General features: G+C 38.3%; 20 protein-coding genes. 9 read left to right on the plus strand and 11 right to left on the minus strand.

Annotation, left to right across the window (positions count from 1 at the left end):
* Positions 1–7 precede the first annotated feature (7 nt).
* The 3 genes from O1Q80_RS08635 to O1Q80_RS08645 are packed head-to-tail and all read right to left on the minus strand — an operon-like array spanning position 8 to position 3,770.
* Positions 8–2,002, minus strand: a complete 1,995-nt coding sequence (locus O1Q80_RS08635; protein ID WP_386694488.1) for a BglG family transcription antiterminator — start codon at positions 2,000–2,002, stop codon at positions 8–10.
* A 16-nt stretch (positions 2,003–2,018) separates the two neighbouring features.
* Positions 2,019–2,333 (minus strand): PTS cellobiose transporter subunit IIB, encoded by a 315-nt coding sequence (locus O1Q80_RS08640; protein WP_386686999.1) that lies wholly within the window; start codon positions 2,331–2,333, stop codon positions 2,019–2,021.
* A gap of 12 nt (positions 2,334–2,345) precedes the next feature.
* The gene (locus tag O1Q80_RS08645; RefSeq protein ID WP_386687001.1) at positions 2,346–3,770 is read right to left on the minus strand and encodes a 6-phospho-beta-glucosidase; all 1,425 of its coding nucleotides are present in this window, start codon (positions 3,768–3,770) and stop codon (positions 2,346–2,348) included.
* Between the two features lie 234 nt (positions 3,771–4,004).
* Between O1Q80_RS08645 and prfC the strand changes: the two genes are divergently transcribed.
* The 5 genes from prfC to O1Q80_RS08670 all read left to right on the plus strand — a co-directional run bounded on the left by prfC (position 4,005) and on the right by O1Q80_RS08670 (position 8,770).
* Entirely contained in the window at positions 4,005–5,585 is a 1,581-nt protein-coding gene (gene prfC / locus O1Q80_RS08650; protein WP_386687003.1) for a peptide chain release factor 3, read from the plus strand.
* Between the two features lie 58 nt (positions 5,586–5,643).
* On the plus strand, positions 5,644–6,144 hold the full coding sequence (locus O1Q80_RS08655) for a sigma-70 family RNA polymerase sigma factor (protein ID WP_386687005.1): 501 nt from the start codon (positions 5,644–5,646) through the stop codon (positions 6,142–6,144).
* Between the two features lie 9 nt (positions 6,145–6,153).
* Positions 6,154–6,333, plus strand: coding sequence for a zf-HC2 domain-containing protein (locus O1Q80_RS08660; protein ID WP_386687007.1), 180 nt, complete (start codon positions 6,154–6,156; stop codon positions 6,331–6,333).
* Between the two features lie 72 nt (positions 6,334–6,405).
* Positions 6,406–7,422 (plus strand): UDP-glucose 4-epimerase GalE, encoded by a 1,017-nt coding sequence (gene galE / locus O1Q80_RS08665; RefSeq protein WP_386694491.1) that lies wholly within the window; start codon positions 6,406–6,408, stop codon positions 7,420–7,422.
* Between the two features lie 64 nt (positions 7,423–7,486).
* Entirely contained in the window at positions 7,487–8,770 is a 1,284-nt protein-coding gene (locus O1Q80_RS08670) for an AmpG family muropeptide MFS transporter (protein ID WP_386694494.1), read from the plus strand.
* 104 nt (positions 8,771–8,874) lie between these two features.
* On the opposite strand, the gene argG is transcribed toward O1Q80_RS08670, so the two are convergent.
* The 5 genes from argG to hemA all read right to left on the minus strand — a co-directional run bounded on the left by argG (position 8,875) and on the right by hemA (position 13,743).
* The gene (gene argG / locus O1Q80_RS08675; protein WP_386690623.1) at positions 8,875–10,209 is read right to left on the minus strand and encodes an argininosuccinate synthase; all 1,335 of its coding nucleotides are present in this window, start codon (positions 10,207–10,209) and stop codon (positions 8,875–8,877) included.
* 136 nt (positions 10,210–10,345) lie between these two features.
* Positions 10,346–10,549 carry a glycine zipper 2TM domain-containing protein gene (locus O1Q80_RS08680; protein ID WP_386687014.1) on the minus strand — a complete coding sequence of 68 codons (204 nt, stop codon included), beginning with the start codon at positions 10,547–10,549 and terminating at the stop codon, positions 10,346–10,348.
* A 60-nt stretch (positions 10,550–10,609) separates the two neighbouring features.
* On the minus strand, positions 10,610–11,422 hold the full coding sequence (locus O1Q80_RS08685; protein WP_386687016.1) for an SDR family NAD(P)-dependent oxidoreductase: 813 nt from the start codon (positions 11,420–11,422) through the stop codon (positions 10,610–10,612).
* 52 nt (positions 11,423–11,474) lie between these two features.
* Complete coding sequence (locus O1Q80_RS08690; RefSeq protein ID WP_386694497.1) at positions 11,475–12,335, minus strand: phosphoribosylaminoimidazolesuccinocarboxamide synthase; 861 nt, start codon at positions 12,333–12,335, stop codon at positions 11,475–11,477.
* Positions 12,336–12,432: 97 nt separating this feature from the next.
* Positions 12,433–13,743 carry a glutamyl-tRNA reductase gene (hemA, locus tag O1Q80_RS08695; protein ID WP_386694500.1) on the minus strand — a complete coding sequence of 437 codons (1,311 nt, stop codon included), beginning with the start codon at positions 13,741–13,743 and terminating at the stop codon, positions 12,433–12,435.
* A gap of 186 nt (positions 13,744–13,929) precedes the next feature.
* On the opposite strand from hemA, the gene O1Q80_RS08700 reads away from it, so the two are divergent.
* From O1Q80_RS08700 to O1Q80_RS08715, 4 genes are read left to right on the plus strand one after another with little or no spacing between them, the layout of a single operon-like run.
* Positions 13,930–14,706 (plus strand): ABC transporter ATP-binding protein, encoded by a 777-nt coding sequence (locus tag O1Q80_RS08700; RefSeq protein WP_386694503.1) that lies wholly within the window; start codon positions 13,930–13,932, stop codon positions 14,704–14,706.
* A gap of 11 nt (positions 14,707–14,717) precedes the next feature.
* Positions 14,718–15,572: an iron-siderophore ABC transporter substrate-binding protein gene (locus O1Q80_RS08705; protein WP_386694505.1), complete on the plus strand. Its 855-nt coding sequence runs from the start codon at positions 14,718–14,720 to the stop codon at positions 15,570–15,572.
* The gene (fhuB, locus tag O1Q80_RS08710; protein ID WP_386694508.1) at positions 15,566–17,476 is read left to right on the plus strand and encodes a Fe(3+)-hydroxamate ABC transporter permease FhuB; all 1,911 of its coding nucleotides are present in this window, start codon (positions 15,566–15,568) and stop codon (positions 17,474–17,476) included. Before O1Q80_RS08705 ends, fhuB begins: the two co-directional genes overlap by 7 nt.
* A gap of 29 nt (positions 17,477–17,505) precedes the next feature.
* Positions 17,506–19,608, plus strand: a complete 2,103-nt coding sequence (locus tag O1Q80_RS08715; protein WP_386694511.1) for a TonB-dependent siderophore receptor — start codon at positions 17,506–17,508, stop codon at positions 19,606–19,608.
* Positions 19,609–19,699: 91 nt separating this feature from the next.
* On the opposite strand, the gene O1Q80_RS08720 is transcribed toward O1Q80_RS08715, so the two are convergent.
* From O1Q80_RS08720 to ndk, 3 genes are all read right to left on the minus strand, one after another.
* The gene (locus tag O1Q80_RS08720; RefSeq protein WP_386694514.1) at positions 19,700–20,626 is read right to left on the minus strand and encodes a DUF3298 domain-containing protein; all 927 of its coding nucleotides are present in this window, start codon (positions 20,624–20,626) and stop codon (positions 19,700–19,702) included.
* Between the two features lie 53 nt (positions 20,627–20,679).
* Positions 20,680–22,410 carry an arginine--tRNA ligase gene (argS, locus tag O1Q80_RS08725; protein WP_386694516.1) on the minus strand — a complete coding sequence of 577 codons (1,731 nt, stop codon included), beginning with the start codon at positions 22,408–22,410 and terminating at the stop codon, positions 20,680–20,682.
* Between the two features lie 201 nt (positions 22,411–22,611).
* Positions 22,612–23,037, minus strand: a complete 426-nt coding sequence (gene ndk / locus O1Q80_RS08730) for a nucleoside-diphosphate kinase (protein WP_386690637.1) — start codon at positions 23,035–23,037, stop codon at positions 22,612–22,614.
* Between the last annotated feature and the right edge of the window lie 3 nt (positions 23,038–23,040).

Consider the following 23,040-nt stretch of genomic DNA (forward strand, 5'->3'; position numbering starts at 1 on the left):
CAAACTCCTAAATTAATAATGAAAATAATTGAATAAACTGATTAAAATCTTGACACTGAATTAATTGCTGTTGTAAATACTCGTCTTCGGTTAACTTTACAATCGCCGAAGTGATCTGTTTTAATTCCGCATTGCCATATTGAGATGGTGAAATCAAAAATACTAATTGAATTTGTTGATGCAGTTTATCCCAAACTAATGTTTGTGGAATAATCCCTACTGCCACTTTACTTTGTTCTCCCACAGGTTTAATTGGGTGTGGCACAGCAATATATTGACTAAATACCACGGAACTTAATCTTTCCCTTTGCTTTATTTGTTCTAGCATTCTACGTGGATATTTTTCGGTTTCATTGTATGCACAATGCTGCACTAAGGTTTCAATCACTTCTTCTTTACTGGCAGAATTATTAAACCGTATAAAATAATTCTCATTAAAAAAGTTAGATAATAAGAGTTTTTTATTTTGTATAATTTCTAGCTTCTCAATTTCTTCTATTGGGATAAATTTGTTGGTTTGTACAAGATCTTTACTTTTAATTTGTTTAATCATATTTCTGATCTGATCAAATTCATCATTTTTCAGAAAAATACTAGAATGTACCACTGGCACTTTAAACACTAAATTAGATAAATCTATAGAAGACACAATAAAATCAATATCTGCTAAAATCTGATCATTAAGTTCATAATAACTCACTACATCTTTAATAATTAAGCTATCATTAAATTCATATTCCAAGCGGTTCTTAATAAATTGTGCAGAACTATAACCTGTAGTACAAACTACTAGAACTTTTAATTTTTTCTTATTTTGATAACGTTCAATGGCAGCCAAAATATGTAACGCTAAATAAGAATATTCATCATTAGAAACGTTAATACCCTGAAAATCAGAAAATTCATCAAAATATTTACATACTAATTGAAAAATATCTTGATAATTCTGCATAATTTCCTGACAAAGTGGATTTTCTACAGTAATATTATTTTTTAATCTGGTAATCAATAATTGTAGATGTTGTGAAATAGCATTGATTAATACTTCATCATCTACAATTTGAATATGTAAGGCTTGTTCAATTTTTATAATAATCTGTTTAATTTCTGCGGTTTTCTGTTCTATTTGAGAGAGTTTATTTTCTAATCGCTTTCCCTTGGCAAGTAAATGTAAAGCAATGTAATCAATTTCTGAGCGAGGAAATTGAATGTTATTTTCAGCTCTTATACGATCAATAATATTTTCTGCCACCATGCGTTCTATAAAATAATCATCAAGCTCATCAGGCTGAATGTTTATATTAAGTTTATGCCCTGTTTTTATACGATTAATGGCAAGTAAAATATGCAAAGCTAAATTTTGTAATATAAAATCCGCTAAATATAGTTTTCCTTTTCTACATTCTTCAATAATGATTTGTAGAAGGTTCTCAAAACGTATTTCATCTATAAAAATCGTATTACCAATATAACGATTAATCGCATTACCAAAATCTTTCTTAAAAAAGTAATCCATGATAAATGCACGATAATCCTGCTCATGCCCTACTATACTTACGCCCTGATTGGCTTTACTGGTAATAGTTAAATGATAGGGTTTAATCAGATCACTAATCTCTTTGAAATCTGCAGAAAGAGTGGAACGGCTAACAAATAATTCTTGTTCAAGGTCATCAAATAAAAGATAAGGTTGACTAAAGAATAATTTATTCAAAATATACTTCTGTCTATCTTGTTTACTTTCAATTCTTTTATTTTGTTTTTTCAAATTCAACTGCAGTTGAAATTCACTTAGATTTTTAATCACTAATTGATAACCTAATCCTTGTTTGGCAACAAGTTCCGCACCATATTTAGGTAAATCTATTGTAATGTTCTTAATATAGCTACGAATAGTACGGTCAGAGTAGTTTAGATGACTTGCAAGTTGATTGCTGGTAACAAAACTATCTTGATGTTCAAATAAATATTGTAAAATAGCAATTTCTTTTTTATTAAACATACTCTGACCTTATAGGTTAGATTTTTTCTAACACTAAATTAGCTAATTTTTCAATGCCCATTGGAATAGGCACATAGGCTTGTGGTGGAATACTTTCCACAGGTTTTCCAGCTTTTTTTCCCAATTCAGTAAATTTTGCTAAATACATTTTGGTTTGTGGGCTAATTAAATACAAATCAAAACTGCCAGATTCAATCGCTTTTTGCCCCTCAGTCGCTGAAACAGCATCGATTTCAATATCATGTCCTTTGGATTTAAAAAAATCTGTGGTTTTCTTCGCCATTAAAGATGAAGACATGCCTGCGGCACAAATAATTAATGCTTTTTTCATAGTCTATTTTCCTTATAAATGTTCACCATTGCTTTGAATAACTTGTTGATACCAATAAAACGATTTTTTACGAGAACGTTCAAGACTGCCTTTACCTTGATTATCCTTATCTACATAAATAAACCCATAGCGTTTTTTCATTTCGCCAGTTCCTGCCGAAACTAAATCAATACAGCCCCAAGGGGTATAACCCATTAAATCTACACCATCTTGTTCCACTGCTTGTTTCATGGTTTGAATATGAGCTTTTAAATAATCAATACGATAATCATCATGTACCATGCCATCATCACTGATTTCATCAATAGCACCAAAGCCATTTTCCACAATAAATAACGGAAGACGATACATATCGGTTAAATAATTTAAAGAATAACGTAAGCCTATAGGATCAATTTGCCATCCCCATTCTGAACGTGGTACAAATTGGTTAGTAACCAAATCAGCACTTTCGTCAAAATCAAAATAAGTATTTTCCTTATGATAACGAGTGGCAAAAGACATATAATAACTAAAGCCAATATAATCCACTGTACCCGCTAATAAATCGACTTGATCTTGCTCAGTAAAATCAATATGAATATTTTTGCGTTGCCAATAATTTAAAATATAGGCTGGATATTTTCCATGTACATGCACATCGGCAAAATAAAACCGCTTTTGCATCGCTTTTTGCGAAAACAGTACGTCTTCTGGTTTACATGTTTCAGGATAAATTGGGCTAAATTGAATCATACAACCCACTTTTAAGTCAGGATTTATTTCATGAGCAATTTTCACTGCACGACTACTTGCCACTAATTCATAATGGGCAGCTTGATACATAATAGCTTCTCGATCATCGCCGTCTTTGAATACTAATCCCGAATTAGTGAAAGTAGTAAAATCACGATTAAAATTGGCTTGATTATTAATTTCATTAAAGGTCATCCAATATTTGACTTTTGAATGGAAACGCTCAAAACAAGCTCGAGCAAAACGTTCAAAAAATTCAATTAATTGACGATTACGAAAACCACCATATTGAGTTACTAAATGATAAGGTATCTCAAAATGTGAAAGGGTAACTACTGGCTCAATACCATATTTTAAGCATTCATCAAATAAATCATCATAAAATTGCAAGCCTGCTTCGTTAGGCTGACTCTCATCACCTTGTGGAAAAATGCGTGTCCAAGCAATAGATGTACGAAAACATTTAAATCCCATTTCTGCAAATAAGGCAATATCTTCTTTATAACGATGGTAAAAATCGATAGCTTCATGATTTGGATAATATTTACCAGCTACCACGCCATCCGTGATCTCTCGTTCTACTCCATTTGCTCCTGCGGTCATAACATCAGCAACACTTAATCCTTTATTACCCTCTTTCCAACCACCTTCTAATTGATGAGCAGCAACCGCCCCACCCCATAAGAAATTTTTTGCTAACATAACATTCTCCCGATGAATTGATTGACAATTATCATCATAATCACTTCAGGAAAAATGTACATAGCGAAATTTTCCGTATTGATACGGAAATAACTTGTATTTTTTATTTAAAACTTTTTGTTCTGCAAACATATTAAATCCCTCCTTTGTTTCTAACTATTTTAATTACTTGCACCCACAACCAAAATCAACGACAATAAGTAATTAATTTTATTCTATTTACATGAAACAAAAATGACCTATCTACAACAAGTAAACAAACGCCGCACTTTTGCGATTATTTCTCACCCCGATGCGGGGAAAACCACGATTACAGAAAAAGTGTTGCTCTATGGAAATGCGATTCAAACCGCAGGTTCAGTAAAAGGCAAAGGATCGCAAGCTCACGCTAAATCTGACTGGATGGAAATGGAAAAGCAACGGGGTATTTCGATTACGACTTCTGTAATGCAATTTCCCTACAACGATTGTTTGGTGAATTTGCTCGACACCCCTGGACACGAAGATTTCTCGGAAGATACCTACCGCACTTTAACCGCGGTGGATAGCTGTTTAATGGTAATTGATAGCTCAAAAGGGGTGGAAGAACGGACAATCAAGTTAATGGAAGTGACCCGTTTGCGTGATACACCGATTATCACCTTTATGAACAAACTCGACCGTGATATTCGCGATCCAATGGAATTGTTGGACGAAGTGGAAAATGTGTTGAAAATCCATTGTGCGCCGATTACTTGGCCTATCGGTTGCGGCAAGCTGTTTAAAGGGGTGTATCATTTATATAAAGATGAAACCTATTTATACCAAACAGGGCAAGGGCATCGCATTCAAGATGTGCGAGTTATCAAAGGGCTAAACAATCCCGAATTGGATCAAACCGTGGGCGAAGATTTGGCTCAGCAGTTGCGTGATGAACTGGAACTGGTGCAAGGTGCATCTAATGAATTTGATCACGATTTGTTTATTAATGGCGAACTCACGCCTGTTTATTTTGGGACGGCGTTAGGTAATTTCGGTGTGGATCATTTCTTAGATGGGCTAACTCAATGGTCGCCAGCACCGCAGCCACGTCAAGCGGACACTCGCTTGGTGGAAAGTGCGGAGGAAAAATTCAGCGGTTTTGTGTTCAAAATTCAAGCCAATATGGATCCAAAACACCGTGACCGCGTGGCGTTTATGCGAGTGGTATCGGGTAAGTATGAAAAAGGCATGAAACTTCGCCACGTGCGTATCGGTAAAGATGTAGTGATTTCCGATGCCTTAACTTTTATGGCAGGGGATCGAACCCACGCTGAAGAAGCCTATGCAGGGGATATTATCGGCTTGCATAATCACGGCACCATTCAAATTGGCGATACCTTTACCCAAGGGGAAGATCTGAAATTTACAGGGATTCCAAATTTCGCCCCCGAATTATTCCGCCGTATTCGTTTGAAAGATCCGCTTAAACAAAAGCAATTACTCAAAGGCTTGGTACAACTTTCCGAAGAAGGAGCGGTGCAAGTGTTTCGTCCGTTAATAAACAACGATTTAATTGTTGGTGCAGTGGGTGTGTTACAGTTTGATGTGGTGGTTTCTAGGTTGAAATCCGAATATAACGTGGAGGCCATTTACGAAAATGTGAACGTGGCAACGGCTCGTTGGGTAGAATGTGCTGATGTGAAAAAATTTGAAGAATTTAAACGCAAAAATGAGCAAAATTTAGCCTTAGACGGTGGCGATAATTTAACCTATATTGCCCCAACCATGGTAAATCTGAATTTAGCTCAAGAACGTTATCCTGATGTGACATTTTTTAAAACGAGGGAACATTAATTTGCAAGCTACACCATCGTTAATACAATCAGAACAACTCGCTGAAATAAGAGAGCAAATGTTGAAATTTGCACTACTTCAACTGCGAGATATGACCATTGCAGAAGATATGGTGCAAGAAGCCTTATTAAGTGCGGTGAAAAATATTGATAGTTTTCAACGTCAATCCGCATTGAAAACATGGATTTTTGCTATTCTGAAAAATAAAATTATTGATTATTTACGTCAAAAAGATCGTTTTGTACTTGAAAGTGACCTTGTGGATGATGATGAAGAAAATAACCAATTTTTCGATCAAAATGGTCATTGGAAAACAGAATATTATCCTGAAAGCTGGCAAGAAAACGCAGTTTATTCAGATGAATTCTGGCTATTATTTGAAACCTGTTTAACTCATTTACCAGCTAAACAAAGCCGTGTTTTTATGATGCGAGAATATTTAGATTTTTCTGCTGATGAAATTTGCCACGAAGTAAATATTACCAGTGGAAACCTACATATCTTACTGTATCGAGCGAGATTACAGTTACAACATTGTTTAGCGACCAAATTAAATTAGGAATGAAAAATGAAATGTTTACAAATTACTAAACTTATTTCTGATGCTCAAGAGCGAGAGCTTAATTTTAATGAGAAAATAGGTGTGAAAACGCATGTAATACTGTGTACTCATTGCCGTGCATTTCAATTACAATGCAAACAATTACACCAACTGATGAAACAATTTGCTGGCAATAAACCTCAATAATTCGATTATTACTTTATCAAACAAGATAACGGATTTATACTATCTACAGCACATCAACAGAAGGAAAATATTATGGCAATTTTAGTCACTGGTGGAGCGGGTTATATCGGTTCACATACTGTCGTTGAATTATTCAATGCTAACAAAGAAGTAGTTGTATTAGACAATCTGTGCAATTCTTCGGAAAAATCCCTTGAACGGGTTGCTCAAATTACAGGTAAACAAGCCAAATTTTACCAAGGTGATATTTTAGATAGTGCATTATTACAACAAATCTTTGCTGAAAATAACATTGAATCAGTGATCCATTTTGCTGGTTTAAAAGCTGTCGGTGAAAGTGTACAGAAACCTATTGAGTATTATCGCAATAACGTGGTGGGTTCATTAAATTTAATTGAACAAATGCGTAAAGCAGGCGTGTGGAATTTTGTATTTAGCTCATCTTCTACGGTTTATGGCGATCCTGACGTTATTCCTGTGACGGAAGATTGTAAAGTAGGTGGTACAACTAACCCTTATGGTACATCAAAATTAATGGTAGAACAAATGCTAACCGATATTGCTAAAGCGGAACCGAAATTTAGCATTACGCTCTTACGTTATTTTAACCCTGTTGGAGCGCATGAAAGTGGTTTAATCGGTGAAGATCCGAATGGTATTCCAAATAATTTAATGCCTTATATTGCCCAAGTGGCTGTGGGTAAATTAAAAGAATTATCTATTTTTGGTAATGATTACAATACGCCTGATGGTACTGGTGTACGTGATTATATTCACGTTGTTGACCTTGCCATTGGACACGTTAAAGCCTTAGCTCGTCATGAAAATGATGGTGGATTACATATTTATAATTTAGGTACTGGCGTAGGTTATTCTGTATTAGATATGGTGAAAGCCTTTGAACAAGCGAATAATATCGTTGTTCCATATAAATTTGCACCTCGCCGTGCGGGTGATATTGCTGAAAATTACGCTGATGCAAGCCGTGCTTTAAAAGAATTAGGCTGGAAATCAGAACGTGATTTGAATGCCATGATGCGAGATACGTGGAATTGGCAGAAAAATAATCCGCAAGGTTATAAAGACTAATTAATCATAAAAGTGCGGTAAAAAACACCGCACTTTTCCATTCGAATTTCATTATATTTTAACTATGCCAAATAAATCTTCCGTTTTCTCACAAATTTTTAGTCGCAATATGCTGATCTGTATTTTTACAGGTTTCAGCTCGGGGTTGCCTTTTTATATTCTAATTTCCTTATTGCCGATTTGGCTACGCTCCGAACAGGTGGATTTAAAAACCCTTGGTTATTTCACCGCAGTTACTCTTCCTTTTACATGGAAATTTTTATGGTCGCCTTTGCTTGACCGTTATTCAATGCCTTTTCTTGGTCGTCGTCGTGGTTGGATTTTGGTTTCACAAATTCTGTTATTAATCTCAATGGCTTTATTTGGTTTTATTTCCCCACATACCAATCAAGGATTAACTTTAATTGCTGGTTTGGCAACACTGTGTTCCTTTTTCTCCGCCAATCAAGATGTTGTGCTTGATGCTTACCGTCGAGAAATTTTATCGGATGAAGAATTAGGGCTAGGCAATTCCATTCACGTCAATGCTTATCGAATTGCAGGTTTAGTACCAGGATCACTTTCCTTAATTTTATCCGATTATCTCCCATGGCAAACTGTCTTTATCATTACTGCTCTGTTTATGTTACCTGGTATTTTTATGACCTTATTTATTAGCCGTGAACCCAAAATTGAGCTAAATTCACACCGCACTTTAAAAGATAATGTGATTGAACCGTTTAAAGAATTTTTTAATCGTAAAGGAATTTGGTCAGCATTGGCTATTTTAGCGTTTATTTTTCTCTATAAACTCGGTGATAGTATGGCAACAGCTCTGATTTCACCGTTCTATTTAGATATGGGTTTCAGCAATAGCCAAATCGGTCTTGTAGCAAAAAATGCTTCGCTTTGGCCTATGGTGATCGCAAGTATTATTGGTGGCATTGTTATGCTAAAAATTGGGATTAATAAAGCATTATGGTTATTTGGTGTAGTGCAGATCATTACGATTCTGGGTTTTGCATGGCTCGCTAAACAAGGTCCCTTTGAACAAATTGGCACTTATGAGCTATTCGCTCTTAGCTTAGTCATTGCTGCAGAATACATCGGTATTGGGTTAGGAACATCTGCTTTTGTTGCATTTATGGCGAGAGAAACCAATCCGCTTTATACAGCAACACAACTTGCCTTATTCACCAGTTTATCAGCGTTGCCCAGAGCAACTCTCAATACACAAGCTGGTACCTTAATTAATTGGTTAGGTTACTATGATTATTTTTGGCTCTGTTTCTTCCTTGCCATTCCAGGTATGCTTTGCTTGATTTGGATTGCTCCTTGGCGACAAAAATCCGTCAATACTCTCTCTTAAAGTAATGGTCATAAGGTCAAAATATTTCTCACTTTATATCAATAAAAAAGGTTGATTGTAATTATTAACATAATTAAAACCAACCTTTTGATCGACTCTATTTTTTATTTATCTTTTAACTGTGGTAAAGCCACTTCTTTAGTTACAGACAATAAACCCGTATTTGCATAAATACCTAACTTATCTCTTGTATCTAAAATATCTAAATTACGCATGGTTAATTGACCAATACGATCTACTGGGTTAAATGGTGCATTTTCCACTTTTTCCATACTTAAACGTTCTGGGTGATAAGTCATATTTGGTGATGACGTATTTAAGATTGAGTAATCATTACCACGGCGTAATTCTAATACCACTTCACCTGTCACAGCTTTAGCAACCCAACGTTGAGCTGTTTCACGTAACATTAAGGCTTGTGGATCAAACCAGCGACCTTGATATAATAAACGTCCTAAACGTAAACCGTTAATACGATATTGTTCAATAGTGTCTTCATTATGAATAGAAGTTACCAAACGTTCATAAGCAATATGGAATAATGCCATTCCTGGTGCTTCATAAATACCACGAGATTTTGCTTCAATAATACGGTTTTCAATTTGGTCTGACATACCTAAACCGTGACGACCACCAATACGATTTGCTTCTAAAAAGAGTTCTACCACATTACTAAATGTTTTACCATTTAATGCCACTGGCACGCCTTCTTCAAAACGTACGGTAACTTCTTCAGCTTTGACTTCTACATCTTCACGCCAGAATGGTACACCCATAATTGGATTAACAATACGAATACCACGGCTTAAAAATTCTAAATCTTTTGCTTCATGTGTTGCACCGAGCATATTAGAATCCGTTGAATAGGCTTTTTCTACTGACATTTTGTAGTTAAACCCATTGGCAATTAAAAATTCTGACATTTCATGGCGACCACCTAATTCGTGAATAAATTGATCATCTAGCCAAGGTTTATAAATTTTTAGATTTGGATTAGTCAACAAACCATAACGGTAAAAACGTTCAATATCATTACCTTTAAAGGTTGAACCATCTCCCCAAATATTGACATTATCTTCTTTCATCGCCGACACAAGCATAGTACCAGTTACCGCACGACCTAATGGTGTGGTATTAAAATACGTAATACCGCCCGTTGAAACATGGAATGCACCCGCTTGAATTGCAGCAATACCCTCGTGTGCTAATTGGCTACGACAGTCAATTAAACGTGCAATCTCTGCACCATATTCCATCGCTTTTTTAGGGATCGCATTGTAATCATCTTCATCAGGTTGACCTAAATTTGCGGTATAAGCATAAGGTACTGCACCTTTTTGACGCATCCATAATAAAGCTGCACTAGTATCTAAACCGCCTGAAAAGGCAATACCCACTTTTTGACCAAGGGGAAGATTTTGTAAAATTGTGTTTGACATGGTTGTTCCTATTTTTAAGGTTTTAATTCGACTGATTATTATTGATTAAATCATTAGATTTTTCAACTATAATAATCATGACAAGAAATCTTTCTCACATAAAAAAAGATCCGCATCTGCGGATCTTTCTAAATCATTATTTATTCACTTGGCTACCAATTAAGCCACCTAAGGCTGCCCCCCCAAGGGTTGCACCAGTTGAGTTGCCAATAACATTACCAGCTACCCCACCAACAGCTGCACCGATAGCAGTGTTTTTTTGGGTTCTTGTCATATTACTGCATGCGGCAAGCGAACCTGCAATAAAGACAATGATAACGAATTTTGCGATGTTTTTCATCTCATACTCCTTAATAAATTAACAAACTCATCATTAAGACTATGCAAAATAGAAAAAGTTCTATTGCGATTGCCCTAACATAGTATAAGGATCGGGATATTGATATACAAAATCCAATTCCTGACAGATTTTATCTGCCACAATAATCCGTTGAGCATCCGACTCACTACAAACAAAGTGCGGTGGATTTATACCAAGTTTTTCTGCCACAAATTGATAATATTGTTTTCTGGTTGGGTGTTGCGGAGCAACTAAATGATAAAGTCGATGACCACTTGGCGTTTCCAATAAACTTTGTACAGCTCGAGAACAGTCCTCTAAATGAACTAAATTCACGGGGCTATTACCTTGCTCAAAGTTTTTCCCACTCATAGAATAAACAGGATGGCGATCTTCACCAATTAATCCCCCAAAACGTACAATATCTACATCAATATCCTGTAGGGTAAAAAGCATTTGTTCTATTTCATATAAGGGTGATTGAGGTGGCTGGCAACTTTCATCAAATTGCCCTGTTTGCTGTGGCAAAACAGAGGTAGAACTGATAAAAACAATATGATTAATACCGCAAAGTAATGCTTCATTCACAAGATTCTCAATACCTTGCATATAACTTTCGGCATCAAAAAAATAATCACTGGGCGGAATATTAATAACTAGGCTATCCACTGAAAGTAAAGCGTTCAAATCATCAGGATCGGCATTAATCTCGGGATCTAATTGTAATTGGTAGGCTTCCAAACGCCATAAACGCATTTCTTCTACCCCCTCTGGCGTACGTTTACTGCCTTTAACTTCCCAACCCAGATTACGTAGATCTCTCGCTAAAGGCAAACCAAACCAGCCTAAACCAATAATTGCTACCGACCTCATGATATTCCTTCGTCTTTTGTAAAGGGCATATTGTATCTGCCCTTACCTCATTCTATTTGGTTAATAAATCCAATGCTTCTTGATATTTCGCCACGGTTTTCTCAATTACGTCCGCTGGCACTTTCGGGGCTGGCGGTTGTTTATTCCAACCACTTTGTTCTAACCAATCCCGCACAAATTGCTTATCAAATGACGGTGGATTAGTGCCTTCTTGATACGTATCAACAGACCAAAAACGGCTGGAATCTGGGGTTAATACTTCGTCCATCAAGGTCAAAGTACCATTCTCATCTAAGCCAAATTCAAATTTGGTGTCACAAATAATAATCCCTTTGGTCAACGCATAAGCCGCCGCTTCTTTATACAAGGCTATCGCTGCATCACGTACTTGAGCCGCTAATTCTGCCCCAATCTGACGTTCACATTCCGCATAGCTAATATTAATATCGTGATCGCCTACTTCTTCTTTGCTAGACGGTGTAAAAATCGGCTCAGGCAATTTACTGGCTTCCACCAAGCCCTTTGGCAATACTAAACCACAAATCGTGCCTGTTTGTTTATAATCTTTCAAGCCCGATCCTGTCAAATAACCACGCACAATGCTTTCAATTTTAATTGGGGTTAAACGTTTACATACCACAGCACGATCTTTAATTAAATCCGCTTCGGCTTTGGGTAACACATCATACACCGTATCACCTGTAAAATGGTTCGGCATAATATGTGATAATTTATTAAACCAGAAATTAGAGATCTGCGTGAGAATTTCGCCTTTGCGTGGAATAGGATCATCAAGAATAACATCAAATGCTGACAGACGATCCGTTGCCACCATTAACATACGTTTGTCATCAATCTCATAAAGATCGCGTACTTTACCTGAATAAATTTTTTTTAAACTTAATTCTGCCATTCTGTTGCCCTTGCATTATAAAAAATAAAAACTGCGGTAAATTATACCGCAGTTTCCTAACAAAAAAAGCAAAGGGTTGTATTTTGTTGATAATTTTTTATTCTTTGCTTTCCACGCCCAACGCCTGCGAAAAACTCCGCAACCCTTTAGCATTTCCTGCCTTGACCATACCTGTCATGGCTTGGGTTGGTGAATGAATCAACTTATTCATTAATTTATAACTCAATTCTTGCAATACTAACTCAGCTTGTTCGCCTTGTTGCAAAGCGTTCAAGGCTTTTTCTAATAGATTCTGACGAGCTTGTTCAGCATTTTCGCGATAATGACGAATTAAATTAGAAAATTGATGCACTTTCAACCATTCAAAGAAATCCATACATTCTTGCTCAATAATTTGATTTGCCTGTGCAGCGGCTTTTTCACGTTGATCCTTATTATGCTGAATAATATTTTGCAAATCATCGACCGTATAATGATAAATGCTATCAAGCTCACCAACGCTTTCTTCTACATCTCGAGGAACCGCAATATCCACCAGCAACATTGGAGCATTACGCCGTTGTTTTTGTGCCACTTTTACCATGTCTTGGTTAATCAGAATATGCTCCGATCCTGTGGAAGAAATCACAATATCCGCTTGATTTAAGCCGTCCTGTAACTGTTCCAACGATATAATTTTAACCTGCTCACCTTGCTCCAGACGAGAAATCAAGGCTTCTGCACGAGATAAAGTGCGGTTAGAAATAATGATTTTTTTTACCCCATGACGTAACAAATGGCGACAGACCAATTCAATGGTTTGCCCCGCTCCCACCAGCAACACGGTCAAGGATTTTAACTGTTCAAAAATCTGCCGTGCTAAACTACAAGCCGCATACGCCACCGACACTGCACTTTCGCCGATATTGGTTTCGCTTCGCACTCGTTTTGCCACTGCAAAAGTTTTTTGGAATAGACGAGAAAATTCACTGGTGAAAACCGTATTTTGTTGGGTTAAATAATATTCTTCGCTGAATTGATAGGCTTGTTTTACTTGTCCTAAAATTTGTGGTTCACCTAAAATCAAGGAATCTAAACCACAAGCCACTGCCATTAAATGCTTTACCGCATTTTTATCTTGATGCAAATAAATGCAGGCTTGCAATTCAGTTAAATCTAGTTGATGAAATTGAGCAAACCAACCTATGACTTGATCGAGAAAATCTTGCGTTTCATCAGGCGATAGTTGCTTATTATGTAGATAAATTTCAGTTCGATTACAAGTAGATAAAATCACCGCACTTTGAGCCAGCTCTAACTGCTGAATTTGTCGCAAGGCAAGCTGACGTTTTTCTTGCGAAAACGCTACTTTCTCACGTAATCCCACTGTTGCGGTTTTGTGATTAATGCCTAGAACTAAAATTGTCACAGAAAAATGCCTAAAAAATATGAGAAATTGCTGATTTTTATCGCTAAAACCTTACTTGGAAACGTATTCTAACGGAAAAAAACATTAAAATATAGAACAATTATCTTTAATAGAAATCGTTTGCATTTTAAACAAAACCTGATTAAAATGCTCAATCTTTATTCAGGTGTTAATTTTAGGATTTTTGTGTTTCAATTAAATCAAGCCTCATTTTCAATTCCCACGGCGACAGGTATTCGTCAACTTCTTTCCCCTATTTCCTTACAATTTGAACTAGGCAAAGTATATGGCTTAATTGGACACAATGGGTCGGGTAAATCCACCTTAATCAAATTAATGGCTCGCCAGCAAAAATCTTCATCGGGGCAAATTCTGCTTAATAATCAAGCTATTGAACATTGGGGCAGTCGTGAATTTGCCCGTGAAGTGGCGTATTTGCCACAACATTTGCCCACCAATACCCAACTCACCGCCAGAGAATTAATCGCTCTTGGACGTTATGCGTGGAATGGTTTGTTAAAAAGCAATCCACAGCAGGATCAAACTGCGGTGCAAAATGCCTTAGTTTTAACCCATACGGAGAAATTTGCCGATCAACAAATTGATGTGCTATCAGGTGGCGAACGTTCCCGCATTTGGCTGGCGATGTTGTTGGCTCAACAAAGCCGTTTTTTATTGCTTGATGAACCCTTGGCAGCCTTGGATATTGCTCATCAAGTGGAAGTGATGCAACTTATCAAAAAACTCAGCCGAGAGTTGGGTTTAGGCGTGGTGATCGTGATCCACGATGTGAATTTAGCGGCGGCATTTTGTGATGAATTGATCGCCTTACATTCAGGCAAACTGTTGGCTCAAGGCACGCCTGAACAACTCATTACCCCTGATTCTTTACAACAAATTTATGGTTTGCAATTAAATGTTATCGCTCACCCTAATACGCAAGCCCCAGTGGTTTTTTATTAAGGCGAAATGCGATGCTAAAAATCTTATTAAAAAGCCTGTTTATTTCCTTATTGAGCCTAAAGGTTTTGGCTCAAATACCTGTTGCCACCTTAGATTGGACGGTAGCAGAAACCCTGATCGCCTTGGATAATCCGCCCGTGGCGATTGGCGATAAACCGAGTTATCAACGTTGGGTCGGTGAGCCAAAACTACCTGCCAACACCCTTGATCTTGGTCTGCGGATGCAACCAAATAAAGAAATGCTGTCGCAAATCAAGGTGGATATGTTTATTAACAGCAATTTCTTTGCCAATTTAAGCTCAACCTTGCAACCGCTCGCCCCCACCCATTTAGTCAATTTTTATCAAGACGGCGATATTTGGCAAAATATGCAATATGCCACCCGACAAATCGGTGCGTTAATTTCGCAATCGGAAAACGCCGAAAAATTGATTGAACAAACTTTTGCCTATTTTGAACAGCTTAAAACCGAGCTTGAATCCTATCAACAACGCCCATTAGCGATTGTGCAATTTATTGACGCTCGCCATTTACGTTTTTATGGTCACCGTAGCTTATTTGGTGCGGTGATTGAAAAATTGGGATTTAGCAATGCTTGGCAACAGACTGGCGGTCTATGGGGATCGGAAAATTTGGCGATTACCGAACTCGCCAAATTGCCTGCCAACACCCGATTAATTGTGGTGAAGCCCCACCCTGCGAATGTAGAAAATGCGTTGCAATATAATTCGTTATGGCAACAGTTGAACTTGTCAAAAGATCCGTTAATTTTGCCTGCCACTTGGACATTTGGTGCATTGCCATCGGCTCGTCTTTTTGCTGAACGATTAACCCAAGGATTAAAACAAGGCGGTGAATCATGGTAAAAAAACTGAATATCGCCCTTTGTTTCACCGCACTTTTATTGCTCAGTTGGCTTTCCCTATTGCAATTAAACGGCTCGGACGAATTTGCGACACTGCTTTATCGCAACTACACCTTGCCCCGATTGGCAATGGCAATCTTAGCTGGGGCGGCATTGGGTTTAGCCAGCACCTTATTACAGCAAGTGATTAACAATCCGCTGGCATCGGATAATACCCTTGCGGTTAGCTCAGGATCGCAATTTGCCTTATTTATTCTCGCCATTTTTGCACCGCAGTTTCTCTCGCTCGGATCGGTGCTTATCGCTCTGATTGGGGCATTATCCGCCTTGTCGTTGGTTTTCCTGTTGGCATGGCGACAAACCTTATCCCCGTTATTAATGATTTTGGCAGGTCTAGTGGTCAACCTGTATTTAGGCTCATTTTCTTCTGTGTTAATGTTATTTTACCCCGAAGAAAGCCGTGGTTTATTGCTGTGGGGAGCGGGATCCTTAGTGCAAGAAAGTTGGTATGATAGCTTGCAGTTACTGTGGCAATTAGGGTTAGCCATCGTCTGCACGGCGTTATTACTCCGCCCGTTGCAAATTCTGACCTTAAACGACAGCAATGCGAAAAGTTTGGGCGTACCTGTCAATCTGATTCGTTTTGCAGGCGTAGTGATTTCCGCCTTTTTAGTGGCAATCGTAGTCAGCCGTGTGGGTATGTTAGGGTTTATTGGCTTGGCAGCCTCAAGCCTCGTACGACAATTTGCTCTGACCAATTTGCGTTCTCGCTTAGTGCTTTCTGCTTATTTAGCGGCGATGTTGCTGTTAATCACCGATCTCATTTTGCAACTGATTGACTATTATTGGCATACCCAACTGCCAACGGGGGCTTTCACTGCCTTACTTGGCACGCCGTTATTGCTGTGGTTAATGTTTAATATGAAACATAACGGACGTTTGCAAGGACAAAATGACGCAATCGCTCGCCACAAAACTGCCACAAAATTCACCGCGGTTTTGCTGTTGAGCTTGATGTTATTCGCCATTTTTGTGGCGTTACTCTTTGGCAAATCTTCGCAAGGTTGGCAATGGAATACGGCACTTTTATCCTTGCGTTATCCACGCGTAGTGGTCGCTATTTCCGCTGGCATTATGCTCGCTGTGGCTGGCACGTTATTACAACGTTTAAGCCATAACCCAATGGCAAGCCCTGAATTATTGGGCATTACCTCGGGAACGGCGTTTGGTATTTTACTGGTGATCTTTTTCGTTGCTGCCCCAACCCAAGGGCAATTTTGGCTGGCTGGCGTGATCGGGGCGTTGTTGGTGTTGAGCTTGATTATTGGGCTGAATTTACGCCACCAATTATTACCCGAAAAAGTGCTATTAACAGGGATTAGCATTGCCGCCTTGTTTGATGCGGTACAACGTTTAGTGCTGGCATCGGGCGATTACAAATGGCAACAATTATTAGCCTGGACATCAGGATCCACCTATCAAGCTACGCCCGCCTTAGCCATTGGCTCGCTATTGTTGGCGTTGGTGTTATTTTTATTCAGTTTACCTTTGCACCGCTGGCTATCTTTGCTGGCGTTGCAAGACCCGACCGCTCAAGCCCTAGGCTTAAATTTAGCCAAAGTGCGGTGGATTTTAATGCTATTTTCTGCGGTATTAATCGCCGCCTCAACCTTGCTCATTGGAACGCTCAGTTTCGTGGGCTTGCTCGCTCCTCATCTGGCTCACTTCTTCGGTTGGCACAAACCCAAAGCTCAACTGAGTGGTACGGTATTATTGGGGGCAACGGTGATGATTGTTGCCGATTGGCTCGGTCGTCAAATCTTATTCCCTTATGAAATTCCTGCAGGTCTGGTGGCAACCCTACTGGGCGGCAGTTATTTCTTAGTGATGATGCGTAAAATGTAATTTAATCAACCCTTAAAAAGGAAAGTAAAATGAAAAAAACTTTTGTTTATTCAACAGCTGCCCAATTAGTACTAATTGGTATGGCAGGTACTGCCATAGCGGCGGATCAAAAAACCGATCAACTGGATCAAATTGATGTGGTCACAGACGGCTCAATGTTCCGTATGGGCGAAGTGCCATTCCACCAAGCAAAATCGGCTGTGGCGGTGACTCGTGAACAACTTGACAGCCAAAATGTGGACAAAGTCGATGAAATCGCTCGCTATCAAGCAGGCTTCGCCAACCAAGTTTATGGTAACGACACCAATACCAACTGGTTCCGTGTACGTGGTGCGGAAGTGTCGCAAGCGGTCAACGGCTTGCCAACCTTTAGTTACGGCTTTTTCACCCCTTATGTGGACAGCTTCGGTTTAGAAGCCATTGAAATCACTAAAGGGGCAGATTCCCAAACCTTTGGTGCCGCTAATGCTGGTGGTTTAATCAACTATGTGACCAAACGAGCTCACAAAGAAAATATCGGTCACGGCGAATTTAAAACCACCTTAGGTAGCCATAACCAATACGGCTTTGGTGCTGATTACACAGGTAAAATCAGCGATGATGAAAGTCTGCGTTATCGTGTGGTGGCAAGCTACTTAAATCGTGAGGGCGACTGGGAGGGGACGGAAAATGGCACGCTTTATATCGCCCCAACCTTGACGTGGGATATTAGCGACAAAACCCGTTTTACCTTATTAACTAGCTATCAGCGTGATCACGGTGTGCCGAGCTCCAACTTCTTACCACAAGAGGGAACCTTAGTGCCGTCACCAAACGGCTATATCAACCGTAATACCAACTTAGGTGATCCTGTTAATGATACCGAAACCAACCGCCAATACAACCTTGGTTACGAATTTAGCCACGATTTCGGCAACGGTTTGAACTTTAATTCAAGCTATGCCTATCGCCATATTGATAATTTCCACCGTGGATCTTACGCTTATCCATCTGCGTATGATGCGAACTGGGCACCACTTGCACCAAGTGCGGTAGGCTATGCGTTAGCTCGTGGTGTGGTATTCAATAACGGTAAAGCTCTTTCCCATTCCACCAACAACTATGTGACGTGGAATTATGATAATAGCTGGTTAAAAAATACCTTAGTGGTAGGAACAGACTATCGTCACAACAAAGTCGATGCACTTTACACCTTATTCGGTGGCACAACCGCAACCAATGTATTTGCACTATCAACAGGTTGGAATCAAGCTCAAGATGTGAGTGCAGCACCGCACGTGCAAATAAAATCTCGTCAATTAGGTTTCTATTTGCAAGATACCGCTCGTTTTGCGGAACATTATATTTTAGGCTTTGGCGTACGTCATGACCGTGCGAAACAAGATGAATATACCAGTGAGCAAACGGTGAAAAATAACCATACATCATACAATGCTTCTTTTATGTATGAAGCTCCGTTCGGGTTAAATCCATATTTCAGTTACAGCGAATCATTCAATTTGCCAGTGGGATTAAGTGGCAATCAAAGCCTTTACGATCCGAATATTACTCGCCAATATGAATTAGGCTTGAAATATTTACCAGAATGGTTAGATGGTTCAATTTCTTTGGCAGGTTTCCGTGCGAAAGATACAGGTGCATTAATTAGCAACGGTATTGGGGCAACGGTAAGCAGTGCTGATCCCATTTACCGTAAAGGATTTGAGCTGCAAGCCGATGTCAATCTCACGAAAAACTGGGCGGCGACTTTAGCTTATACCTACACCAAATCTGAATCCAAATCTCAAACCACTGGCGAAAAAACACGTCAACCATTGATTCCAACCAATGTTATCGCCGCAAAAACAACCTACAGCTTTGATAATGGAGTTTTAAATGGTTTAACGGTTGGGGCAGGTATTCGTTATATCGGTCATAGCGTAACAGCGAAAAACTATTCGCTTTACTCTCACGCCCGTGTACCATCAGCCACCGTGGTAGATTTAATGGCACGTTATGACATTACCAAAAACTGGAATGCTCAAATAAATGTGGATAATGTGGGTAATCGCCGTTATGTGGCAAGTTGCGATACTTACTGCTATTACGGTGCAGAACGCCGTATTACGGGGAATTTGAGTTATAAATTCTAATTAAATTTACACCGCACTTTTCTCTGTGATCTGCCCCCCAAAAGTTAGGCTAATGATCTGAAACCAAGTGCGGTGTTTTTTTACTTAATTTTTACCATAAATAGGCTTTATTGGCGATCTCTTCAAGTTGTTGCCAATACACTTTTAAGGTAATCTCACCTTCGACAAAAGGTCCTATGGCATAAGGGGGATAAACAAAGCTCACGCCCTCAGGGGTAAAATAGAATTCTGTTGAAACATAGAAATCTTGTTTATTGGTGTAAAATGAACTTTCATCAGCTGTTTGATTATGTTCGGCATAACTTCCCCATAATAATTCTTTAAGTTTATCTTGATTTTGTTTGGCAACTAAATCATCTAAACTAATAATAGATTTTTTGTTGCTATCAATATTAATATAATGCGTCCAGCCATTACCATGTGCACCACCACTGAAAATATAAGTAGTTTGATAGAATGTTAATATATTTTGTCGTTGTCCTGCATAATTCATGCTGAGTGATAATTCATTACCAAAACTTTCGAAAGATTGACTGGAAGTTAAACCCTCTTGATAATAACTATCAAATAATTTCAATAAACGCTGTTTCGCTGATGAAATGGCATTAATTTCTTGTAATTTTTGTTTATCTTCTAATTCAGGTTGACCAATCATTTCATTGTATAGCAAATCGTCTAACCAAGCATAACCCGTTTCTACTGTACTTAGATGATAATCTATATAGCTATCCGTAATATCAATATCGTATTCTTCTTTGGTTGTTTTAGGATCGCGTTTAAATTCTTGTTTTTTTTCAAACAATGTTACGGGTTTAACATTTAATGTCGGAATTTCCGTTTGATATTTATTTGCCCCCTGTTGAATCGCCTTTAATTCAGACTGTGATTTCTCTAAATCAGCATTGAGTTGACTAATCGTTTGTTCTGCAGTCTGCAATTTTGTTTGCATTTCCTTATCTTCACAAGCAGAAAGAAGCAAAGTTGATGCAATAAGTAAAGTAATTAATGATTTTTTCATCGTATTTCTCCTTTGTTTAAAAAAAGCGAAACCAAAGATTTCGCCTAGATTAATTACATTTTTTCCACGGTTTTAATACCTAGCAAATCTAACCCTTGTTTTAAAATACGTTCAGTTAATTGAGCTAGTTTTAAACGGCTGAGTTTAATCTCTTGTGGTGCATTTAAAATTGGGCAATGTTCGTAGAAACTAGAGAATATGCCAGCTAATTCATATAAATAAGCACACAGAATATGTGGTGTGCCATCTTTAGTCACAATTTGTACGGCTTCTTCAAATTGTAATAATTTTATCGCCAACGCTCGTTCTTTATCTTCCGTTAAAACAATATGAGCATTAGCAAGTGCGGTGGAATCTGTATCCGTTTTATTAAAAATAGAACGAATACGCGTATAAGCATATTGCATATACGGTGCCGTGTTTCCTTCAAAACTGAGCATATTATCCCAATCAAAGACATAGTCTGTAGTGCGGTTTTTCGATAAATCAGCATATTTCACCGAACCAATCGCTACCGCTTCAATTACTGCGGCTTTTTCTTGCTCTGAAAGTGCGGTGGATTTTTCGTTAATTAATTTACTCGCACGTTCAACGGCTTCATCTAATAAATCGGCTAATTTTACTGTTCCGCCTGAACGTGTTTTAAATGGCTTGCCATCTTTGCCTAACATCATACCGAAATTTTCATGTTCAAGACTAAAACTATCTGGTACATAACCTGCTTTGCGAGTAATTAACCAAGCCTGTTGTAAATGTTGACTTTGGCGAGTATCGGTGAATACTAAAGCACGATCTGCTTGCAAGGTTTCATAACGATATTTAGCCGCAGCTATGTCTGTCGTGGTATAAAGAAAACCGCCATCTTTTTTCTGCACGATAACGCCCATTGGCTCACCATCTTTGTTTTTAAATTCGTCCAAGTAAACGACCAAAGCACCATCATCTTCTACGGCAAGTCCTTGAGCTTTTAAATCCGCAACAATTTCTGGCAACATTGGATTATATAAGCTCTCCCCCATGACATCTTGTTCGCTCAAGGTAACATTTAACCGATTATAATTTAATTGGTTTTGCGACATCGTCATATCCACCAATTTTTTCCACATGGTTAAGCAATAGCGATCACCACTTTGCAATTTCACTACATATTGCCGTGCTTTTTCTGCAAACACTTCATCACTATCATAATTCTCTTTGGCAGCACGATAAAAAGCCTCTAAATCGCTTAATTCCATTTCACTCGCCTGTTCATTTTCCATTTTTTCTAGGTAAGCAATCAACATACCAAATTGGGTACCCCAATCACCAACGTGATTAGCCCGAATCACTTTATTCCCCATAAATTCTAAGGCACGAGCCACAGCATCACCAATAATAGTTGAACGTAAATGTCCAACGTGCATTTCTTTGGCTACATTTGGAGAAGAATAATCCAGCACAACAGTTTGTGGATTGTTTGTTTTTATCCCAAAATTCACCGCACTTAATGCTTTTTCTACGTTATCGGCTAACCATTCTTTGGCTAAGAAAATATTAATAAATCCCGGACCTGCAATTTCTAATTTTTCTGCAATACCATTTAATTCCACCCGTTCTAATACTTTTTGTGCAAATTCACGGGGATTTAAACCTAATTTTTTTGCTACACCCATAATACCATTCGCTTGATAATCACCGAACTGTGGTTTACCCGATTGGCGTACGGCTGGCTCTGGATTATTTTCAGCCCCAGCCAGAATCATTGCGTGTTGAATTTTGTCGGATAAAAGAGTTTGAATATTCACGTTTTTATACCTATAAAATAAATTAATATAATTAATTGGTTATGATACCGTTGTTTACAGTTTTAGAAAAGAAACATTATAAATTAAAAGTCAATTTGTTGTATATGGATAACTAAAAAATGGTTTAAAGCCCTATATTAATTGGCTCTAAACCACTCCTAGTATGTAACTTTTATCTGCTACGCCCAGCAAATCTAACTGCTAACGTTCACAAATCTCCGATTCAACAAAGAAATACGCAATTTCTCTGGTAGCACTTTCTGGACTATCCGAGCCATGCACTGAATTGCGAGTTTTACTTTCGGCAAAATCACGGCGAATTGTTCCCTCTGCTTGCATTTCAGGGTTGGTTGCCCCAATTAAAGTGCGGTAATCTTGAATGGCATTTTGCTTTTCTAAAACAGAAACGACCACTGGAGCTGAAATCATATATTCCACTAATCCAGCAAAAAAAGGTTTGCCTTGATGTTCTGCGTAAAACCCCTCCGCTTGTGGCTGAGTTAAGTGTAACATTTTAGTTGCTACCACTTGAAAACCTGCATCTTCAAAGCGACTCAAAATCTTACCGATTAAATTACGCTCTACTGCATCTGGTTTAATAATTGATAACGTACGTTCCAATCCCATTTT

Source organism: Lonepinella sp. MS14435 (assembly GCF_042485795.1).
Classification (GTDB): Bacteria; Pseudomonadota; Gammaproteobacteria; order Enterobacterales; family Pasteurellaceae; genus Lonepinella.